At 59.0% G+C, this 18,849-nt stretch carries 19 protein-coding genes and 1 tRNA gene; 16 read left to right on the top strand and 4 right to left on the bottom strand.

Annotated elements, in window-relative coordinates; all coding sequences use genetic code 11:
- Positions 1-4: 4 nt before the first annotated feature.
- Positions 5-241, bottom strand: coding sequence for an acyl carrier protein (gene acpP, locus DXB44_RS01180; RefSeq protein ID WP_015537798.1), 237 nt, complete (start codon positions 239-241; stop codon positions 5-7).
- Positions 242-517: 276 nt separating this feature from the next.
- Here acpP and dapF point away from each other — a divergent pair, with 276 nt between their 5' ends.
- The 6 genes from dapF (at position 518) to DXB44_RS14580 (ending at position 4,874) form a co-directional block, all read left to right on the top strand.
- On the top strand, positions 518-1,357 hold the full coding sequence (gene dapF, locus DXB44_RS01175) for a diaminopimelate epimerase (RefSeq protein WP_055185827.1): 840 nt from the start codon (positions 518-520) through the stop codon (positions 1,355-1,357).
- A 178-nt stretch (positions 1,358-1,535) separates the two neighbouring features.
- Positions 1,536-2,723, top strand: a complete 1,188-nt coding sequence (locus tag DXB44_RS01170; RefSeq protein ID WP_199680541.1) for an LL-diaminopimelate aminotransferase — start codon at positions 1,536-1,538, stop codon at positions 2,721-2,723.
- An 85-nt stretch (positions 2,724-2,808) separates the two neighbouring features.
- A complete protein-coding gene (locus DXB44_RS01165; protein ID WP_347561782.1) occupies positions 2,809-3,228 on the top strand; it encodes a GntR family transcriptional regulator in 420 nt (139 codons plus the stop codon).
- A gap of 2 nt (positions 3,229-3,230) precedes the next feature.
- Positions 3,231-4,076 (top strand): ABC transporter ATP-binding protein, encoded by an 846-nt coding sequence (locus DXB44_RS01160; protein ID WP_118657437.1) that lies wholly within the window; start codon positions 3,231-3,233, stop codon positions 4,074-4,076.
- Positions 4,073-4,714 (top strand): ABC-2 transporter permease, encoded by a 642-nt coding sequence (locus DXB44_RS01155; protein WP_117553368.1) that lies wholly within the window; start codon positions 4,073-4,075, stop codon positions 4,712-4,714. The genes DXB44_RS01160 and DXB44_RS01155 overlap by 4 nt, the downstream gene beginning before the upstream one ends.
- A 1-nt stretch (position 4,715) precedes the next feature.
- Positions 4,716-4,874 (top strand): hypothetical protein, encoded by a 159-nt coding sequence (locus DXB44_RS14580; RefSeq protein WP_199680540.1) that lies wholly within the window; start codon positions 4,716-4,718, stop codon positions 4,872-4,874.
- 75 nt (positions 4,875-4,949) lie between these two features.
- Here DXB44_RS14580 and DXB44_RS01150 read toward each other — a convergent pair whose 3' ends face one another.
- Positions 4,950-5,966 carry a GDSL-type esterase/lipase family protein gene (locus DXB44_RS01150; protein ID WP_243110995.1) on the bottom strand — a complete coding sequence of 339 codons (1,017 nt, stop codon included), beginning with the start codon at positions 5,964-5,966 and terminating at the stop codon, positions 4,950-4,952.
- 340 nt (positions 5,967-6,306) lie between these two features.
- On the opposite strand from DXB44_RS01150, the gene DXB44_RS01145 reads away from it, so the two are divergent.
- The 5 genes from DXB44_RS01145 (at position 6,307) to DXB44_RS01120 (ending at position 10,197) form a co-directional block, all read left to right on the top strand.
- Positions 6,307-7,530, top strand: a complete 1,224-nt coding sequence (locus DXB44_RS01145; protein ID WP_118657435.1) for a 6-phosphofructokinase — start codon at positions 6,307-6,309, stop codon at positions 7,528-7,530.
- 84 nt (positions 7,531-7,614) lie between these two features.
- Positions 7,615-8,847: a 6-phosphofructokinase gene (locus DXB44_RS01140; protein WP_015537806.1), complete on the top strand. Its 1,233-nt coding sequence runs from the start codon at positions 7,615-7,617 to the stop codon at positions 8,845-8,847.
- A gap of 184 nt (positions 8,848-9,031) precedes the next feature.
- Positions 9,032-9,116: transfer RNA gene (locus tag DXB44_RS01135), tRNA-Tyr, on the top strand.
- 347 nt (positions 9,117-9,463) lie between these two features.
- Positions 9,464-9,940, top strand: coding sequence for a YhcH/YjgK/YiaL family protein (locus DXB44_RS01125; RefSeq protein WP_097779590.1), 477 nt, complete (start codon positions 9,464-9,466; stop codon positions 9,938-9,940).
- Between the two features lie 14 nt (positions 9,941-9,954).
- On the top strand, positions 9,955-10,197 hold the full coding sequence (locus DXB44_RS01120; RefSeq protein ID WP_118657433.1) for a hypothetical protein: 243 nt from the start codon (positions 9,955-9,957) through the stop codon (positions 10,195-10,197).
- Between the two features lie 83 nt (positions 10,198-10,280).
- Here the strand turns inward: DXB44_RS01120 and DXB44_RS01115 are convergent, their stop codons facing one another.
- On the bottom strand, positions 10,281-11,597 hold the full coding sequence (locus tag DXB44_RS01115) for a GHKL domain-containing protein (RefSeq protein WP_118657432.1): 1,317 nt from the start codon (positions 11,595-11,597) through the stop codon (positions 10,281-10,283).
- 17 nt (positions 11,598-11,614) lie between these two features.
- The gene (locus DXB44_RS01110; RefSeq protein WP_199680539.1) at positions 11,615-12,337 is read right to left on the bottom strand and encodes a LytTR family DNA-binding domain-containing protein; all 723 of its coding nucleotides are present in this window, start codon (positions 12,335-12,337) and stop codon (positions 11,615-11,617) included.
- A 591-nt stretch (positions 12,338-12,928) separates the two neighbouring features.
- Here DXB44_RS01110 and DXB44_RS01105 point away from each other — a divergent pair.
- From DXB44_RS01105 to DXB44_RS01085, 5 genes are read left to right on the top strand one after another with little or no spacing between them, the layout of a single operon-like run.
- Complete coding sequence (locus tag DXB44_RS01105) at positions 12,929-14,395, top strand: aminotransferase class I/II-fold pyridoxal phosphate-dependent enzyme (RefSeq protein ID WP_097785880.1); 1,467 nt, start codon at positions 12,929-12,931, stop codon at positions 14,393-14,395.
- A gap of 12 nt (positions 14,396-14,407) precedes the next feature.
- Complete coding sequence (gene speE / locus DXB44_RS01100) at positions 14,408-15,265, top strand: polyamine aminopropyltransferase (protein WP_055186663.1); 858 nt, start codon at positions 14,408-14,410, stop codon at positions 15,263-15,265.
- The gene (speB, locus tag DXB44_RS01095; protein WP_118657430.1) at positions 15,265-16,140 is read left to right on the top strand and encodes an agmatinase; all 876 of its coding nucleotides are present in this window, start codon (positions 15,265-15,267) and stop codon (positions 16,138-16,140) included. The genes speE and speB overlap by 1 nt, the downstream gene beginning before the upstream one ends.
- Before the next feature lie 38 nt (positions 16,141-16,178).
- Complete coding sequence (locus tag DXB44_RS01090; RefSeq protein WP_118657429.1) at positions 16,179-17,438, top strand: saccharopine dehydrogenase family protein; 1,260 nt, start codon at positions 16,179-16,181, stop codon at positions 17,436-17,438.
- A complete protein-coding gene (locus DXB44_RS01085) occupies positions 17,438-18,649 on the top strand; it encodes a carboxynorspermidine decarboxylase (protein ID WP_118657428.1) in 1,212 nt (403 codons plus the stop codon). Before DXB44_RS01090 ends, DXB44_RS01085 begins: the two co-directional genes overlap by 1 nt.
- The last annotated feature ends 200 nt before the right edge of the window (positions 18,650-18,849 follow it).

Raw genomic sequence — 18,849 nt, 5'->3', positions numbered from 1 at the left:
AGAATCAGTTCTGCGCGTGGCTGTCCACAAAGTTTACCACATCGCCTACGGTGCGCAGGGACTCGATGGCGTCGTCCGGCACCTCAATGCCAAACTCGTCCTCCAGCGTCATCACCATATCTACGATATCCAGACTGTCCGCCTCGAAATCGCTCATGATATCGCTTTCCAGCGTGATCTTTGCCGGGTCAACGTCCAGCTGCTCAGCCAGCAATGCACGGATTTTTTCAAAAGTATCCATTCCTGTGGTCTCCTTTTTGCAGTTGTATTGCATACGCGTACAGCCCGCCGTGCCCCGGAAAAGCCTCCGGTATCCGGCACAGCCTTGCCTGCTGTACAAAGCGCTCTCTTTTTTTATATCCCATGCAGTGCGTATTGTCAAGCCCTGTTTTGCAGCAACTGAAGAAAATTGTCTGAAAGCTGCTTTTTCCCTTGACATCTCGTGCCGGTTTTTTTATCATTATAAAGTAATGAGTTTACAGGGACTGACCAGTCCCTTTTATAAGGAGCGATAAGCATGAAGCTTTCATTCACCAAAATGCAGGGCTGCGCCAACGATTATATCTATCTGGACTGCCGCACCTCCGGTGTGCCGGAGAATATCGCAGCGCTTTCAGAGCGCTTGTCCCGGCGGCACTTCTCCATCGGCGCGGACGGCATTATCTGCATCTGCGCACCGGTCACAGCCGGGGCAGATGCCATGATGCGCATCTTCAATGCGGACGGCAGCGAGGGTAAAATGTGCGGCAACGGCATCCGCTGCGTGGCCGAGTGGCTGTATACCCACGGTACGGCAAAGCCGAAGCTTGCCATCGACACCCTCAGCGGCTTAAAGACCGTTACCCGCATGGGCGAAGGGCTGTGGCAGGTAGAGATGGGCACCTACACCGCCATGGCGGCGGCGCTGCCCGCCGTGAACATGGGCGAAGGGCCGCTGGTAGACCTGCCCCTGCAGGTGGAAGAGAACCTGTGGCGGGTGACCTGCATCAGCGTGGGCAACCCCCATTGCGTGACCATTGTGCCGGAGGTGGACAGCCTGAAGCTGGAGCAGATCGGCCCGGGCTTTGAGCACCACGAAAACTTCCCGGAGCGCATCAACACCGAGTTTGTGCAGGTGGTGGATGCCACCCACCTGAAGATGCGTGTGTGGGAGCGCGGCAGCGGCGAGACATGGGCCTGCGGTACCGGCACCTGCGCCACCGTGGCAGCCCTGACCGAGCTGGGCATCTGCCCCGCCGGGGAGGATGTTCATGTGCAGCTGCGCGGCGGCGAGCTGACCATCCGGGTGCTGCCCGGCAAGCAGCTGCTGATGACCGGCGCTGCCGAGACCGTGTGCGAGGGCACGACTGAAGTTTAAATAAGAACCCTCTCAGTCGCCTGACGGCGACAGCTCTCCCGAAGGGCGAGCTTTTCTGCATCAAAAGGAAAAGTTTCTCTTCAAAGCGAAAAAGCTCCCCCTCTCGGGGAAGCTGGCATCGAGCGAATGCGAGATGACTGAGAGGGTTGCACCAATAAAAGAAGCGAGGGAAAGTATCATGAAGATGAACAAGCATTACAACGAGCTGAAGGCCAGCTACCTGTTTGTGGACATTGCCCACAAGGTGGCTGCGTATCAGGAAGCACACCCGGAAAAGGAGATCATCCGTCTGGGCATTGGTGATGTGACCCAGCCGCTGGCAAAGTGCGTGGTGCAGGCCATGCGTGACGCCGCCGAGGAGATGGGCACCAAGGAGGGCTTCCACGGCTACGGCCCGGAGCAGGGCTACCCCTTCCTCAAGCAGGCTATTCAGGGCTACTACGCCAGCCGCGGCACCCAGCTTGCCGAGGACGAGATCTTTATCTCGGACGGCGCAAAGAGCGACCTTGCAAACCTGCTGGGTCTGTTCGATGTGGACAATACCGTGCTGGTACCGGACCCCGTGTACCCCACCTATGTGGACGATAACGTCACCGATGGCCGCAAGATCATTTACAGCCGCACCGGGCAGGAAAATGGCTTCCTTGGCATGCCGGACGAGAACGTGAAGGCGGATATCATCTATATCTGCAGCCCCAACAACCCCACCGGTGCTGCCTACACCCGTGCACAGCTGAAGGCATGGGTGGATTACGCACGCAAGAATGATGCCATCATCCTGTACGATGCCGCTTACGAATGCTTTATCTCGGAGGGTGAGCTGGCCCGCAGCATCTTCGAGATCGAGGGCGCACGCGAGTGCGCCGTGGAAATCTGCTCCTTCTCCAAGATCGCAGGCTTTACTGGCACCCGCTGCGGCTACACCGTAGTGCCCAAGGAGCTGGAGCGCGAGGGCATGAGCTTGAACAAGCTCTGGCTGCGCCGCCAGACCACCAAGTTCAACGGTGTGCCCTATGTGGTGCAGCGCGCTGCTGCCGCCGTGTTCACCGAGAGCGGCATGGCCGAGATCCAGTCTAATCTGGACTACTACCGCCGCAACGCAAAGGTCATCGCCGATGCACTGGACGAGTGCGGCGTGTGGTACTGCGGCGGCAAGAACAGCCCCTACATCTGGCTGCGCTGCCCCGGCAACATGAAGAGCTGGGAGTTCTTCGACTGGCTGCTGGAAAACTGCGGCGTTGTGGGCACCCCCGGCGTGGGCTTCGGCGAGTGCGGCGAGGGCTACTTCCGCCTGACCGCCTTCGGCGATGCGGAAAAGACCAAGCTTGCCGCCGAGCGCATCAAGACCGCTATTAAAGCACTGTAAAACCTATAAAAATAGCACCCGCTGTCCGTTTTGGGCGGCGGGTGTATTTTTTTGCGCACCCTCTTGACAAATCTGTATCTGCTGTATATACTGTGCATATACAGATAAAACACAAGCGTCAAAGGAGCAGCCGATGGAACTGTTTATCAACAACAAAAGCGGCGCGCCCATCTATGACCAGATCTACAACCAGATCAAGCAGCAGATCATCAGCGGTGCTTTGCAGCCGGACGAGGCCATGCCCTCCATCCGGGGGCTGGCACGGGATCTGCGCATCAGCGTCATTACTACCAAGCGCGCCTACGATGAACTGGAAAAAGAGGGCTTTCTTTACGCAGTACCGGCAAAGGGCTTTTTTGTAGCCCCGAAAAATACCGAGTTGCTGCGGGAAGAAAACCTGAAAAAGATTGAAGAACATCTTACCGAGGCCGTCCGCCTGTCCGCATCCTGCGGACTGAGCAGGGAAGAACTGCGGGAGATGCTGGAACTACTGTGGGAGGGCTGAATATGAACGCACTGGAACTACGGGGGCTTACAAAGCACTATAAGGACTTTACCCTTGGGCCGCTGGACCTGACCTTGCCCGGCGGCACCATCTGCGGCCTGATCGGCGAAAACGGGGCGGGCAAAAGCACCACCATCCGGCTGATCTTGGACATGGTGCGGCGGGATGGCGGCACCGTGACCATCCTTGGCAGGGACAGCCGCACCGCTTCTGTTCGCACCAAGGAGGAGATCGGCGTGGTGCTGGGCAGCGAGGGCATCCCCCTGTGCCTGAACGCCGTGCAGGCGGGCAAAGTGATGGCGGGCATCTACCAGAACTGGGACACTGCCGCCTATGCGGAGCTGTGCCAAAAGTTCGGTCTGCCGGACAAAAAGCAATATAAGGACTACTCCACCGGCATGAAGATGAAACTGTGCATCGCCGTGGCGCTGGCGCACCACCCGAAGCTGCTGCTGTTGGACGAAGCCACCAACGGGCTGGACCCGGTGGTGCGGGACGAGGTGACCGACCTGCTGCTGGACTTTGCCCGGGACGAAAACCACTCCATCCTCATCTCCTCCCACATCGTCAGCGACTTGGAAAAGCTGTGCGATACCATCGCCTTTCTGCACAAGGGCAGGCTGCTGCTCTGTGAGGAAAAGGACGCCCTGCGGGAGGAATATGCCCTGTGGCATGGCACGGCAGCGCAGCTGGCGGCACTGGATGCACAGGTGTACGGCAAGCGGGTCACCCCCTACGGAGTCGAAGCGCTTGTGCGCCGGGATGCACTGCCCGCCGGGGCAGAGCTTACCCCGGTAAGCATTGAGGAATTGTTTGTACTGATGGTGAAAGGGGAAGATGTGCAATGAAAGGTCTGTTATTGAAGGATGCCTATCAGATGTGGAGCTACACCAGATGGATCATTCTGGCGTCGGTAGCCATGATATTGATGGGAACGTTTTTCATGAAGGAAGGGTCTAATTTCTTTATGCTGTACGGCGGGCTTTTGCTGGGGCTGTCGCCAATGTCCTTACTGGCTTACGACCAGAGCAGCCGGTTCAGCATTTGCAGTGCCGCCCTGCCGGTGACAAAAGAGCAGCTGGTGGGCGGCAAATACCTCATTGGTCTGTGCGGTATGGCGCTGGCGGAGCTGCTGAGTATGGCGGCGCTGGCAGCAGCACAGCTGCTCTGGGGTACAGTGACGGTGAAGCTCACCGTGGCGACTCTGCTTCAGGTGGCGATGCTGACCCTGCTGGGCAACATTATCCTGCTGCCGTTGACCTACCGCTTTGGCTACGAGAAGGCAAAATATGTGTATTATCTTTGCATTGGTATGCTGGGAGCCTTGATGGGCATTACGGTGTCCTCCGGTGGGATTCTGCTGAACAGCATCCTACCCGCCCATAGCTCTGCGCTGGTGGGAGTGGTCGTGCTGGCAGCGGTGCTGGCGCTATACGCTGCCTCGTGGCGGCTGTCCGTTGCATGGTACGGAAAGGCGGAGCAGTAAAATGAAGAAAAGTCAGGTCGCGGGCATCCTGTTCGGTGTTGCCATGGGCGTTTTGTTCAGCGTGTCACTGGGAACAGTCGGTTTTGCGCTGGGTGCCGGCTTTGTCAGTCTGGGCATGGTGATGTTTGAAGGGCTGGATGACCCACCGGATAAAAAGTGATAAAAAAGCAAGTGCACCACCTCTACACCAAAAGCGTTGGCTTTTGACGGGGTGGTGCACTTGCTTTTTGTTTTTTTATTCTGCGCTGTACGCGCTGCCCATGATCCACGGGTTACTTGCGGAATATTTTGCGTGGTTGCGCAGATAGGTGACCCATGCGCCGTAGCCGTTGCCGGCCGAGAGGTGCACGCCGTCCGGTGCGGCGATCATCTCTTTCAGGTTGCCCTCGCCGTCAGCCAGTGCCTCCCACAGGTCCAGATAAACGCAGCCCTTGCTTGCAGCCAGCTGTGCCAGCTGCTCGTTCACGCCGCGTAGCACGTCCGAGGCAAGCCCCGGCTTCTTTTCCGCTGCCGCAGGCCGTACCGGCGGGATGGCCTGCACATAAATAATGCAGTCCTCGCCCAGCGTCTGGCGCAGCTCGTCCAGCATCTGGCCGTAGTAGGCCAGAAAACGGTCAGAGGCGCCCAAGGTGGTCAGGGTGTTGGTGCCCAGCAGGATATACAGCTTTTTGGGCTGCGCCGCTGCCAGCACATCCAGCGCCACCTCCTGCCCGCGGGTGGGGCTCTTGACGGCGGCGCGGTTGACGATGGCGTCCGGCCCCACACCTGTATAGCCGCAGATGAGTGCGCCGCTCAGATTGATCTGATAGTCCGAAAAGCCCACCGTCAGGCTGTCGCCCAGAAAGGCGGCGTCCGAAAAATAGCTCAGGTCTACCTGACCGCAGGTCGGCTGCCGGATAACACTGGCGTCATACGCATTAATGGTATAGGCACCGTCGGTCTGCCGGGCAGGGCCGAAGCTCTCCAGCTGCACCGCCTGTGCCGTGCCGCTGCCGTCGGCTGTACTTTCGCTGCCACTGCCGGAAGCCGCCTCGCCCTGCATGGGCAGCGGTGCCAAAATGTTCTGTGCAATGCCGCCTGCGCCGGTCTGCGGGGTGCTTTCTTCCTCCGCAGTCCCTTTTTCCAAGATGGCGGTCACCGCATAGGCGACCAGCAAAATGGACACAATGACCCCCGCCAGCCGCAGCTTGCCGCCGATGCCCCCGCGCGTGCGCCGCCGGGGTGCCGAATGATACTCGTGTGAAATGCCCATATTCTCTGTCCAGCTTTCTGCATTTATCCCAACAGGCAGGTGCTTCTGCCCGGTATTTTTGGAGTGCGCACCCATTTTATCATATTTTTTTTGCCTGCGCAACCAATTGGGTCTTGCATACAACAGGCAAAACGGGTACAATAGGATTGCAGCTTATTTTGCACATTTTACAAAAAGCGAATACACAAGCTGCAAATATTTTTGTGTCAGTTGCGGCAGGCGGCTGTTTTGCCGTCCCGGTCCGTTGGCAGTGCAGGGCCGACAGACCACTTTACCGGACGGTGCGGAAAGCCGTTTGCCCGGCAGCGGACACATTTTATATGATCTGAAGGAGGTTTCCATGGCCAAGAATATCATCATTGGTCAGAGCGGCGGCCCTACCGCCGTGATCAACTCCAGCCTTGCGGGCGTATACAAAGCCGCCCGCAGTCTGGGTGCAGACAAGGTGTACGGCATGAAGTACGGCATTGAGGGTCTGCTCAAGGAAGAGCTGCTGGAGCTCAACGTCCTGCTGGACGACCGCATGAGCATCGAGCTGCTCAAGCGTACCCCGTCCAGCTATCTGGGCAGCTGCCGGTTCAAGCTGCCCGACCCGGACACCGATGCCACCCCGTTCGTCAAGCTGTTCACCCTGTTTGACAAGTACGACATCTGTGCCGTGTTCTACATCGGCGGCAACGACTCGATGGACACCATCGCAAAGTTGTCCCGATACGGGCAGCAGGTGGGCAGCAGTGTGCGGTTCATCGGTGTGCCCAAGACTATCGACAACGATCTGTGTCTCACCGACCACACCCCCGGCTACGGCTCTGCCGCAAAGTACATTGCCACCATCTTGAAGGAAGTCATCCGCGACTCCTCGGTGTATAACATCCGCAGCGTGACGGTGGCCGAGATCATGGGTCGCCACGCAGGCTGGCTGGCTGGTGCGGCCTGTCTGGCAGGCGGCGAGGACTGCGAAGGCCCCGACCTGATCCTGCTGCCGGAAGTGCCCTTTGATCAGGACAAGTTTCTTGCCCGGGTGGATGAGCTGCAGCGGGTAAAGTCCAACGTTATCATCGCAGCCAGCGAGGGCGTAAAGACTGCAGACGGCACTTATCTGTGCGATCTGGTTTCCACCGCCGGTCAGCTGGACGCCTTTGGTCACAAGGCCATCCTCAGCGGCACCAGCCGCTATCTTTCCGAGCTCATCCACGACAAGCTGCAGTGCAAGAGCCGCGCCATCGAGTTTTCCACCCTGCAGCGCTGCGCCAGCCATCTGGCCAGCCGCACGGATGTGAACGAGGCTTACGCCGTTGGCGGTGCCGCTGCCGCTGCTGCCTTTGCGGGCGAGAGCGGTCGCATGATCGCCCTCAAGCGGGTCTCCAACTACCCGTACCAGTGCATCACTGAGTCTGTGGATGTGCAGCAGGTGGCAAATCTGGAAAAGAAGGTCCCGCTGGAATGGATCACCCCGGACGGGATGCAGGTGACCGAGGCCTTTGAGGAGTACGCCCGTCCGCTGATTTTGGATGAGGTGACCCCCGTTTATGTGAACGGTCCCCCCCGCCACATCCGTCTGTGATCTATCTTTTCCTTCCGCGTCTGTTTTCGTGCGACTGCACGTTTTTATAGCCGAAACAGAAAAAACAAAAAAGGAGAAATCATCATGGGAAAAAACGCAATCGTCGGTCAGTCCGGCGGCCCCACCTCTGTCATCAATGCCAGTCTGGCGGGTGTCTTTGAAAGCTGCAAGAACCGCGGCGCAGACGTTGTGTACGGTATGTGCAACGGTGTTGCCGGTCTGCTGGAGGAGCGGGTGGTGGATCTTTCCACCCTGCTGACCGATGACTTGGACATCGAGCTGCTCAAGCGCACCCCGTCCAGCTTTCTGGGCAGCTGCCGCTACAAGCTGCCCGACTGGCGGGATGACGAGGCGGTGTACAAAAAGCTGTTTGCCATTCTGGAAAAGCTGAACATCGGCTACTTCTTCTACATCGGCGGCAACGACTCCATGGACACCATCGGCAAGCTGGCTGACTATGGCCAGCGCGTTGGCAGCGACATCCGCTTTATGGGCGTGCCCAAGACCATCGACAACGACCTGATGGTTACCGACCACACCCCCGGCTACGGCTCTGCGGCCAAGTACATTGGCGTTGTGATGAAAGAGATCATCCGCGACGCCACCGTGTACGGCACCAAGTACGTTACCGTGGTGGAGATCATGGGCCGCAACGCCGGCTGGCTGACCGCCGCCGCCGCACTGGCCAAGAGTGACGATTGCGAGGGCGTGGATATGATCTGCCTGCCCGAGGTTCCCTTCAATGTAGAGCGCTTTGTGGAAAAGGTGCGTGTGATGCAGGAAAAAAAGCCCAGCATCGTCATTGCCGTTTCCGAGGGCGTAAAGCTGGAGGATGGACGCTATGTCTGTGAGCTGGCGGATGACGTGCACGCAGTAGACGCTTTCGGTCACAAGGCGCTGACCGGTACCGCACGGTATCTGGCCAACGTGGTGGCCCGCAATCTGGACACCAAGACCCGCTGCATCGAGCTTTCCACCCTGCAGCGCTGCGCCGGTCACCTGACCAGCCGCACCGATATCACCGAGGCCTATCAGGTGGGCGGTGCCGCCGCCAAGGCAGCCTTTGAGGGCGTCACCGGTCAGATGGTGGCTCTGAAGCGCATCTCCAACAACCCCTACCAGTGCACCACCGAGCTGCATCCCATCAGCGAGGTCGCCAACTTGGAAAAGAAGGTTCCCCTGAGCTGGATGAACAACAACCACACCCAGATGACCGAGGACTTCTTGGACTACGCCCGTCCGCTGATCCAGGCCGAGCTGACCCCGCTGTACATCGCCGGTCTGCCGCACCACATCTACATGAAGAACCAGAAGTGATTTTCTCCTGATTTTTTGTCAGGCTGAAAAGCCCTCCCGCCCGGATGCTGTAAAGCACACCCGGACGGGAGGGCTTTTGTGATTGTTGTATATATTTTTGCCCTCAGCCCAAATTATGGGTTGACAAACCGCGTTTTCAGTGGTAACATATACAGGCAGTCCACGCGACTGTAAAAATGAATATGGGCGTGTTCCCGAGTGGCCAATGGGGACAGACTGTAAATCTGCTGCTTTCAGCTTCGGTGGTTCGAATCCACCCGCGCCCACCAAGAACTCCGGTATCCAATGGGTACCGGAGTTTCTGTTTTATCTGTCTTGCAAAAGGGGCTGCAAGGGTGGATTCGAACAGCATCGACCCGCCGAATAGTCCGGCGGGTAAAAAAGCCCCTGTGCAACAGCGACGACCGCTGCCTGCGGCAGAAACAGGGAGGAGCTGTTGGGGCTGCGGCCAGCAGGATGCGCGTGCCGCCCAAGGCACGATGCAGCCGCTGCCAGCCGCGACCCGGGCTCCTTATACAGCGCGGCTCGCGACATCCGCCCGCACACATATTGCATCTGTCTCTGACCTGTGATACCATACAGGTAAGCAAAACGATACAGACGGAGGACTTTTTCCATGATCTACGATACCCTGAACAACCTGCCCAACTATCTGGGCGTAAGCGACAATCTGGACACCGTGATCGAGTACATCATGGCGCGGGATATCACCACTCTGCCTGCCGGGCGCACCCGCATTGATGGGGACAAGGCGGTGGTCACCGTGAGCACCGTCACGCCCCAGACGTCCGACAAGGCGCTGTTCCAGCGGCACGACAACCATATCACGCTGGAGACTGACTTGGACGGCAGTGAGCTGTTTGAGGTAAGCCTTGCGGAGCTGACCCCCACCAAGCCCACCGATGAAGCCGCCGACACCACCGTAGGCACCGCCGGTACCAGCATTGCCGGGATGCTCTGTGAGGGACGCTTTGCCCTGTATCTGGCCGGGGAACCGTATAAATCCGGACTGAAGGCGCAGGGCTGCGGCAAGCTGAAAAAAGCCGTGTTCAGCATTGAGCTGGACCCGGACGAGGAAGAAGCGGAAGAATAACAGGAGGTGCCGCTATGAAGCGCTTTCTTTCCATCTTTTTTTGCACGCTTTTATTGTTGCTGCTATTTACGTTCTGCGGTGGCGTTCTCCTGTTTGACCTTCACAAAAACGTCTACGGTTGGACGCTGCCTGTTAGTCTTTGTATCAGTGCTGTGATCGCCGTGTGCTGGAAAATGGACGACAAGATCACTGCCCTGCAAAAGCGGGTGGATGAGCTGGAAGCCGCACAAAAAAGCACGGAAAAGCTTGAAAAATAATACAGCGCCGCCCTTCGCAGAAAAAACTCTCTGCAAAGGACGGCGCTGCTTTTTTGAACGCTTTCACGTTAGTCTGCCGGTGGTTACAGATTCAGCAGGACATTCACCCGGAAGAGGTGTTCCTCTGTCTCCAAGTGCAGACTGCCGTTGTATTTGTGCACCACCATCTCGGCGGATACCAGCCCGATGCCGGTGCCCTCGTGCTTGGTGGAGTGCAGGATGCCCTGCTGCTTTTTCAGCACGCCGTCGTAATGGTTCTCTACCACAAGCCCCAGCATGGCGGGGCTGAGCATCTGCGCCATCACCTGCACCCGGCGCTGCTCCGGCGGCAGCTTCTGGCTGGCGTGCAGGGCGTTTTCCAGCAGATTGCCCAGAATGGTGCACAGGTCGGCCTCCGGCATGGGCAGCTGCCGGGGCAGTGCCAGCTTCCACTCCACAGGGACACCCTGCTGCCCGGCCGCGTGGTCGTAATATCCGGCCAGCGCATCCACGGCGGCGTTGGCGCACAGGCTGGGGCGGTGCTCACTGAGTTCGCTTTCATACTGGCGCAGATAGCTTTTTAGCTCCTCCAGCTGCCCGGTCTCGGTCAGTCCGGCGATCACATGCAGGTGCTGCCGGAAGTCGTGCCGCAGACGGCGGGTGTTGTCCAGATAGGTCTGCAACTCCATATATCGGCGGGATTCCATGGCCAGCAGCTGGTTTTCCCGGTCCAGCCGGGCGTTGCGGGCGAACTCCCGGGCAACGCGGTACATCTCGTACAGCAGCAGAAAGATGCCGAACAGCGAGATGGACACCGCCAGCACCGAGATGATCTTCAGCCGCCCGACCAGCACCACGGCGGGATTCAGCGGCATACAGTATACCAGAAAAACGGCATAGAGGGCGGGCAGCGGCCATGCGGACTGCCAGAAGGCTTCGCCGCTGTATTCCCGCAGCAGCCACCGGCTCCATTGCACGGCGGTGAACCAGAACAGCACGGTGAGTACCGCAGCAAGGCCCAGCCGCAGCAGCGCCGTGGAGGCAAGGCAGACCGTCTGTGGGTTGGAGATCTCGGCATGGGCGTTGAGTACCGTCGACAGCAGGGAACACACCGCCATCATCACGGCAGAGATGGAAAATAAAAAGGCGGTCTGGCTTACGGTCACTTCCGGCGTTACCCGCCAGCGCAGCAGCCAGAAGGAGACCAGCACGATGGCGGGCAGAAGAGAATTGCTGTTCTGCCCGAACACGGTGCAGAGCGCGGCGCAGCCGATGCACAGCAGGGTGATGCACCCGGCGGCAATGCAGGCAGTGCGCCTGGGGGTGCGCAGCTTTTCCCATAGGGATGCCAGACACAGAAACGCGCTGGGGTACAGCAGTGCAAAATCCAGAAAATAACGGCCGAACAGGGCAAGATTCATGGCGGCTGCTCCTTTCCTCAATGCAGCTCCTGCCGCATGTGACGGAACTGGTACTGTGTAAAGTGGGCAAGCAGGGTGCATTTATCCTTTTGCCGTACCGGCAGGCAGGTGCCGTCCAAGATCTCGATGCAGTCCTCTCCGAACCGCAGCACCTTGTCCATATTGATGATAACGCCCCGGTTGCAGCTCATAAAGTTTTCCCGCGCGGTAAGCTTTTCTTCGATCTGCGCAAAGCTGCACATGGCGCGATACTCACCCTCTTCGGTGGTGATAAGGACGTAGTGGTTCCGGGCAATGGCATACAGCACCTTGCACAGCGGCAGCTGAATGCTCTGGCGGGCAATGCGGATCTCAAGTTCCGGCTCCTTACAACGCAGCGCCCGCCGCAGCTCGGCGGCAAGGTGCTCGAATTTTTCCTCCTGATAGGGCTTGAGCAGGTAATCGAAGGGGTGCACCGGAAAGGCATCCCATACATATTCCGGCGAGGAGGTCACGAATACGATCAGCACCTCCGGGTCGGACTGCCGCAGCCGGCGGGCAGTCTCGATGCCGTTGGTGCCCGCCATGCAGATATCCAGAAACACCACGGCGTATAAGCCGGGCTCTGTTGCGGTGCGGAGAAAATCATCCCCGCAGGTAAACCATGTGCACTCGGCTTCGGGCAGTTGCTGTTGCAGCAGTTCCTCCAGCCGCTGGGCGTCTAGGGTCTGATCCTCTACGATGGCGATTGGCAGTGCCATCCATATACCCTCTTTCTCCATTCATTGTTCCTTTATTATAGCATACTGCGGCGGGAAGGGCATCTGCTTTTTTGCACAAAACGCCCCATTTTGCGCGCCGAGCGCCGCCCTGCGCACCCGCAGCGGGCGACTGCCAAAAAGTTTTGGTTGACAGATACGGCGAATCATGTTATTCTTTTGTTGATTTTGAGAGACACCGCCTTGCAGAGTCTTTTCAAAGCAATTTACTCGGGACCGCCCAAACGGGGCTAAGGCCATACGGACAGCCGGGTCCACTGCCGACCGGCGGCGCAAGCTGCCATTATTGATTGAGTTTGAAGCTCGAATTTTATAAGTTGGTTCCTTTACAACCATGAAATTGCGCAGCCTATGCGCAGACTTGTGAAACGGTCAATAAGAGTAGTAAAAGTGTAGTTGCTATATAGACTCTCATCACCCCGTCTTTTTGGATCGCAAATAACGCGCAGCACCGGCATTTAAGGCTGGGTGCTTTGTCAGCGCGGAAAAAGCTTTTCCAAGCGCAGGTCTGCATATTTGTGCAGTGCCTGCGCTTTTTTGTTGTGCAAAAAGAGAACAGGGACGGAGGAAAAGATGAACGAGAACAAAGCGCGTTCCCGGCTGGATCAGCGCCGTGCGCCCATTTACGAGGCGCTGGAGCGGTTCCGGCAGATGCGGGTGGTGCCTTTTGACGTGCCCGGCCACAAGCGGGGCCGCGGCAACCCGGAGCTGACCGCTTTTCTGGGTCAGCAGTGCGTGGGCGTGGACGTGAACAGTATGAAGCCGCTGGATAACCTTTGCCACCCGGTGTCGGTCATCCGGGAAGCTGAGGAGCTTGCCGCCGACGCCTTTGGCGCAGCACACGCCTTTTTAATGGTGGGCGGCACCACCAGCAGCGTGCAGAGCATGGTGCTTACCGCCTGCAAACGGGGCGATGAAATCATTCTGCCCCGCAATGTGCACCGCAGCGTGCTGAACGCGCTGGTGCTGTGCGGCGCGGTACCGGTGTATGTGAACCCGGAGGTGGATAAGCGCTTGGGCATCTCGCTGGGCATGAAGCGGGAGCAGGTGGCCAAGGCCATCAAGGAGCACCCCAACGCTGTGGCTGTGCTGGTGAATAACCCCACCTACTACGGCATCTGCTCCGACCTGCGTGCCATCGTAAAAATGGCGCACGATGCCGGAATGCTCTGCCTTGCGGATGAAGCCCACGGCACCCACTTCTACTTTGGCGGCGGTCTGCCGGTGTCTGCCATGGCGGCAGGCGCGGATATGGCCTCGGTGTCCATGCACAAGAGCGGCGGCAGCCTGACCCAGTCCAGCCTGCTGCTCATCGGCCCCAATGTGCATCAGGGCTATGTGCGCCAGATCATCAACCTGACCCAGACCACCTCCGGCAGCTATCTGCTGATGTCCAGTCTGGATATCTCCCGCCGCAATCTGGCGCTGCGGGGACGGCAGGTGTTCCATCAGGTGGCAGACATTGCCGAGTACGCCCGCGAGGAGATCAACGCCGTGGGTGGCTACTACGCCTTTGGCAAGGAGCTGTGCAACGGCGATTCCGTCTTTGATTTCGACACCACCAAGCTCAGCGTCCATACGCTGGATATTGGTCTGGCCGGCATCGAGGTCTACGACATCCTACGCGACGAGTACGATATCCAGATCGAGTTCGGTGACATCGGCAACATCCTTGCTTACCTGTCCATCGGCGACCGCCCGCAGGAGGTGGAGCGCCTGGTCAGTGCACTGGCCGAGATCAAGCGCCGCTACCGCACCGACGGTTCGGGTCTGCTGAGTCAGGAATACATCGACCCTGTGGTGGCCGCCAGCCCGCAGGAGGCCTTCTACGCCCCCAAAAAGAGCCTGCCCCTGCGCGAGACCGAGGGCATGGTGTGCAGCGAGTTCGTCATGTGCTATCCCCCGGGCATCCCCATCCTTGCACCCGGCGAGCGCATCACCAAGGAGATTTTGAACTACATCGAGTACGCCAAGGCCAAGGGCTGCAGCATGACCGGCCCGGAGGACCCTGAAATTTTGCACCTGAATGTTCTGGCATAAGGAGGGAAAAAGATGGAATTTTGGTTTTCGGAGTTTCACACCCCGGATGTGAAGCACAGCATCCGTGTGAATAAGCAGCTCTACTCCAAGCAGAGCGATTACCAGCGCATTGATATCTTTGAGACCCCGGAGTTTGGCCGGGTGCTTACGCTGGACGGCAACGTGATGCTGACCGAGCGCGACGAGTTCATCTACGACGAAATGATCGTCCATGTGCCCATGGCGGTGCACAAGGAGGCCAAGGATATTCTGGTCATCGGCGCCGGCGATGGCGGCGTGGTGCGGGAGCTGACCCGCTATGACCGCGTGGAGCGCATCGACCTTGTGGAGATGGACCCGCAGGTGGTGGAAGCCTGCCGCGCTTACCTGCCCGGCAATGCCTGCCGTATGGATGACCGCCGGGTGCATATCTATTTTGAGAACGCCCTGAAGTATATCCGCCGCTGCGAGGAAGAGTACGACCTGATCATCGTGGACTCCTCTGACCCCTTCGGCCCCTCCGAGGGTCTGTTCACCCGCGAGTTCTACGGCAGCTGCTTCAACGCCCTGAAAGAGGACGGCATCATGGTCAATCAGCAGGGCAGCCCCTTCTACGCCGAAGATGCCAGCGCCATGCAGCGCAGCCATAAGCGCATCGCATCTACCTTCCCCATCAGCCGGGTGTATCAGGCACATATCCCTACCTTTGCGGCGGGGTACTGGCTGTTCGGCTTTGCAAGCAAAAAATATCATCCCATCGATGATCTGGACGCTGAATCGTGGAAGGCGCTGAATATGCGCACTCGCTACTACACCACCAAACTGCATATCGGAGCATTCTACCTGCCGGCTTTTCTGGAGGAGATGCTGCGGGAAGTGGAGGAACACTGATGCACCCCAACGTTGAGACCTTTATCGGCTGCGACAGCAGCTACCGCGCCGCCAGCATCGTGCTGTACGGTGCACCTTACGATTCCACCACCAGCTACCGCCCCGGCGCACGGTTCGGCCCGGCGGCCATCCGGCACGAGAGCTATGGTCTGGAGACTTACAGCCCCTACCAGAACGCCGACCTGACCGATTTTGACGTGTTCGACAGCGGCGATCTGGAACTGTGCTTCGGCTCCAGCGAGCTGGCACTGGCCGATATCGAGGCCCGGGCAGAGGAGATTTTGAAGGATGGCAAGTTTCCGCTGCTGCTGGGCGGCGAGCATCTGGTCACGCTGGGCGCGGTGCGGGTTGCGGTGAAGAAATACCCGGATCTGCATATCGTGCACTTCGATGCCCACGCCGACCTGCGGGACGACTATCTGGGCGCAAAGCTCAGCCACGCCTGCGTGCTGCGCCGCTGCCACGAGCTGGTAGGGGATGGCCGCATCCATCAGTTCTGCATCCGCAGCGGAGACCGGGCAGAGTTCGAGTTTGCTGCCCAGCACACCGAGATGCACAAGTTTGATTTTACCGGCCTTGCCGAGCTGACCGCACAGCTGTGCGAGAGCAAGGTGCCGGTGTACCTGACCATTGACTTGGACTGCCTTGACCCCTCCTGCTTCCCGGGTACCGGTACCCCGGAGGCCGGCGGCGTAAGCTTTTTGCAGCTGCTGGATGCCATCCGCACTGTGACCAAGGCCAACATCATCGGTGCAGACCTGAACGAGCTGGCTCCCACGCTGGACACCACCGGCGTTTCCACCGCCACTGCCTGCAAGGTACTGCGTGAGACCCTGATCGCGCTGGACAAAGGCTGGCCGGGATTTCAGGTATAAATACGAACCTACCATTTACAGATAAAGGAGTAACCGACATGAGCAAAGTTCTGATCATCGGCTGCGGCGGCGTGGCCTCCGTTGCCATCCACAAGTGCTGCCAGGTGCCTGAAGTGTTCACCGAGATCTGCATCGCCAGCCGTACCAAGGCAAAGTGCGATAAGCTGGCTGCCGAGCTGGCTCCCACCACCGCTACCAAGATCACCACCGCACAGGTGGACGCAGACAAGACCGAGGAGGTCATCGCCCTGATCAAGGCTTACCAGCCCGACCTCGTGATGAACATCGCCCTGCCTTATCAGGATCTGACCATCATGGACGCCTGCCTTGCCTGCGGCGTCAACTACATGGACACCGCCAACTATGAGCCCGAGAACACCGACGACCCGGAATGGCGCGCCATCTACGAGAAGCGCTGCAAGGAGGCTGGTTTCTCTGCCTACTTTGATTACAGCTGGCAGTGGGCTTACGCCAAAAAGTTCGAGGAAGCCGGTCTGACCGCCCTGCTGGGCAGCGGCTTTGACCCGGGCGTGACGCAGGCTTACTGTGCCTACGCCAAAAAGCATGAGTTCGATACCATTGACACTATCGACATTCTGGACTGCAACGGCGGCGACCATGGCTACGCCTTCGCCACCAACTTCAACCCCGAGATCAATCTGCGCGAGGTGTCCGCCCCCGGCAGCTACTGGGAGAACGGCCACTGGGTAGAAATTCCGGCTATGAGCATCAAGCGGGAGTACAACTTCGATCAGGTGGGCGACAAGGATATGTACCTGCTGCACCACGAGGAGATCGAGTCTCTGGCAAAGAACATCCCGGAGGCAAAGCGCATCCGCTTCTTCATGACCTTTGGCCAGAGCTATCTGGACCACATGCGCTGTCTGGAGGACGTGGGCATGCTGTCCACCACCCCGGTCAATTTCAACGGACAGGAGATCGTGCCCATCCAGTTCCTCAAGGCTCTGCTGCCGGACCCTGCCAGCCTTGGCCCCCGCACCAAGGGCAAGACCAACATCGGCTGCATCTTTACCGGCAAAAAGGACGGCAAGGACAAGACCTACTACATCTACAACGTCTGCGACCATCAGGAGTGCTACAAAGAGGTGGGCAGTCAGGCCATCAGCTACACCACCGGCGTGCCGGCTATGTGCGGCGCCCTGATGCTGCTTACCGGCAAGTGGACCACCAAGGGCGTGCACACTGTCGAGGAGTTTGATCCTGATCCGTATCTGGATGCACTGGACAAGTACGGCCTGCCCCGCTCCGAGAGCCACAACCCGGCTCTGGTGGACTGATGCGGGTACGCGACAGCCGCCCGCCCTTTGCGGGGCTGGCAAACCTGTCCGAGGAGCAGCTGCACCGCCTGCCCACCCCCTGCTATCTGCTGGACGAAGCCCAGCTGCGCCGCAACGGCGAGATCCTGCTGGGCGTGCAGCAGCGCACCGGCTGCCGCATCCTGCTGGCGCAGAAGGCTTTTTCCAACTTCAACGTCTACCCGGTGCTGGCACCCTATCTGGCCGGTACCGAGGCCAGCGGCCTGTACGAGAGCCGTTTGGGCAGGGAAGAGCTGCCGGAGAAGGAGAACCATGTGTTCTGCGCGGCCTACCGGGCAGACGAGTTTGAGGAATTGCTGCAATACGCCGACCACATCGTGTTCAACTCGCCCAGCCAGCTGGCAAAGTTCGGCCCGGCGGCAAAGGCGGCGGGCAAAAGCATCGGTCTGCGCATCAACCCGGAGTGCTCTACGCAGGAGGAACACGAAATTTACGACCCCTGCGCCCCCGGCAGCCGTCTGGGCACCACCCGTGCCCAGTGGGACGCCGCCGTGGCGGCGCACCCGGAGCTGCCCGCCCTGCTGGACGGTCTGCACTTCCACACCCTGTGCGAGCAGGACGCGGATGCGTTGGCGGTGACGCTGGCAGCGGTGGAGGAAAAGTTTGCCGACCTGCTGCCCCGCATGAAATGGCTCAACTTCGGCGGGGGACACCACATCACCCGCCCGGGCTATGCCCTTGCTACGCTGGAAAGCTGCATCCTGTCGGTGCGGCAGAAGTACGGCGTGCAGGTGTATCTGGAACCCGGCGAGGCTTGGGCGCTGAACGCGGGCTATCTGGTCACCACCGTGCTGGACACCCTGCGCAACGGGGATACCAGCCTTGCCATTCTGGATATGTCCGCAGCCTGCCACACCCCGGACGTCATCGAGATGCCCTACCGCCCGCCGCTACTGGATGCCGGTGAGGCAGGGGAGAAGGCACACACTGTCCGGCTGGGCGGCCCCACCTGCCTTGCGGGGGATATCATCGGGGATTACAGCTTTGATGCACCTCTTGCTGAGGGGGATAAGCTCATCTTCGGCGATATGGCCATCTACACCACCTGCAAGAACAACACCTTCAACGGGATGCCCCTGCCGCCCATCTGGCTGCTGGGCGCAGACGGCAATTGCCGCGAGCTGGTGCACTTCGGTTATCAGGACTTCAAAATGCGCTTGGGCGCACAGTAAAATAAAAAGCGTTTGTCGCGGCCTGCGGGCTGCGACAAACGCTTTTTTCATGAAAGAGGTCGTTAAGGTGAACGGCAGATAAAACAAAAAGCACCACACATCTCTGTGTGGTGCTTTGGTTCTGGTAGAGATTACCGGGCTGTTGTAATCACGGTGACCCTCTTGCAGTCCATGCACGGCGCTTTCCCGGGTGAACTAAG

This window comes from Faecalibacterium sp. OM04-11BH (assembly GCF_003482185.1).
Classification (GTDB): Bacteria; Bacillota; Clostridia; order Oscillospirales; family Ruminococcaceae; genus Faecalibacterium; species Faecalibacterium tardum.
The sequence above is the reverse complement of the archived record's forward strand: the minus strand, read 5'-3'. Positions and strand labels throughout refer to the sequence as shown.

Coding starts and splice junctions, on each gene's coding strand:
- acpP (WP_015537798.1), bottom strand. CDS start 241: ATGGATACTTTTGAAAAAATCCGTGCATTGCTGGCTGAGCAGCTGGAC.
- dapF (WP_055185827.1), top strand. CDS start 518: ATGAAGCTTTCATTCACCAAAATGCAGGGCTGCGCCAACGATTATATC.
- DXB44_RS01170 (WP_199680541.1), top strand. CDS start 1,536: ATGAAGATGAACAAGCATTACAACGAGCTGAAGGCCAGCTACCTGTTT.
- DXB44_RS01160 (WP_118657437.1), top strand. CDS start 3,231: ATGAACGCACTGGAACTACGGGGGCTTACAAAGCACTATAAGGACTTT.
- DXB44_RS01155 (WP_117553368.1), top strand. CDS start 4,073: ATGAAAGGTCTGTTATTGAAGGATGCCTATCAGATGTGGAGCTACACC.
- DXB44_RS14580 (WP_199680540.1), top strand. CDS start 4,716: ATGAAGAAAAGTCAGGTCGCGGGCATCCTGTTCGGTGTTGCCATGGGC.
- DXB44_RS01150 (WP_243110995.1), bottom strand. CDS start 5,966: ATGGGCATTTCACACGAGTATCATTCGGCACCCCGGCGGCGCACGCGC.
- DXB44_RS01145 (WP_118657435.1), top strand. CDS start 6,307: ATGGCCAAGAATATCATCATTGGTCAGAGCGGCGGCCCTACCGCCGTG.
- DXB44_RS01140 (WP_015537806.1), top strand. CDS start 7,615: ATGGGAAAAAACGCAATCGTCGGTCAGTCCGGCGGCCCCACCTCTGTC.
- DXB44_RS01125 (WP_097779590.1), top strand. CDS start 9,464: ATGATCTACGATACCCTGAACAACCTGCCCAACTATCTGGGCGTAAGC.
- DXB44_RS01120 (WP_118657433.1), top strand. CDS start 9,955: ATGAAGCGCTTTCTTTCCATCTTTTTTTGCACGCTTTTATTGTTGCTG.
- DXB44_RS01115 (WP_118657432.1), bottom strand. CDS start 11,597: ATGAATCTTGCCCTGTTCGGCCGTTATTTTCTGGATTTTGCACTGCTG.
- DXB44_RS01110 (WP_199680539.1), bottom strand. CDS start 12,337: ATGGCACTGCCAATCGCCATCGTAGAGGATCAGACCCTAGACGCCCAG.
- DXB44_RS01105 (WP_097785880.1), top strand. CDS start 12,929: ATGAACGAGAACAAAGCGCGTTCCCGGCTGGATCAGCGCCGTGCGCCC.
- speE (WP_055186663.1), top strand. CDS start 14,408: ATGGAATTTTGGTTTTCGGAGTTTCACACCCCGGATGTGAAGCACAGC.
- speB (WP_118657430.1), top strand. CDS start 15,265: ATGCACCCCAACGTTGAGACCTTTATCGGCTGCGACAGCAGCTACCGC.
- DXB44_RS01090 (WP_118657429.1), top strand. CDS start 16,179: ATGAGCAAAGTTCTGATCATCGGCTGCGGCGGCGTGGCCTCCGTTGCC.
- DXB44_RS01085 (WP_118657428.1), top strand. CDS start 17,438: ATGCGGGTACGCGACAGCCGCCCGCCCTTTGCGGGGCTGGCAAACCTG.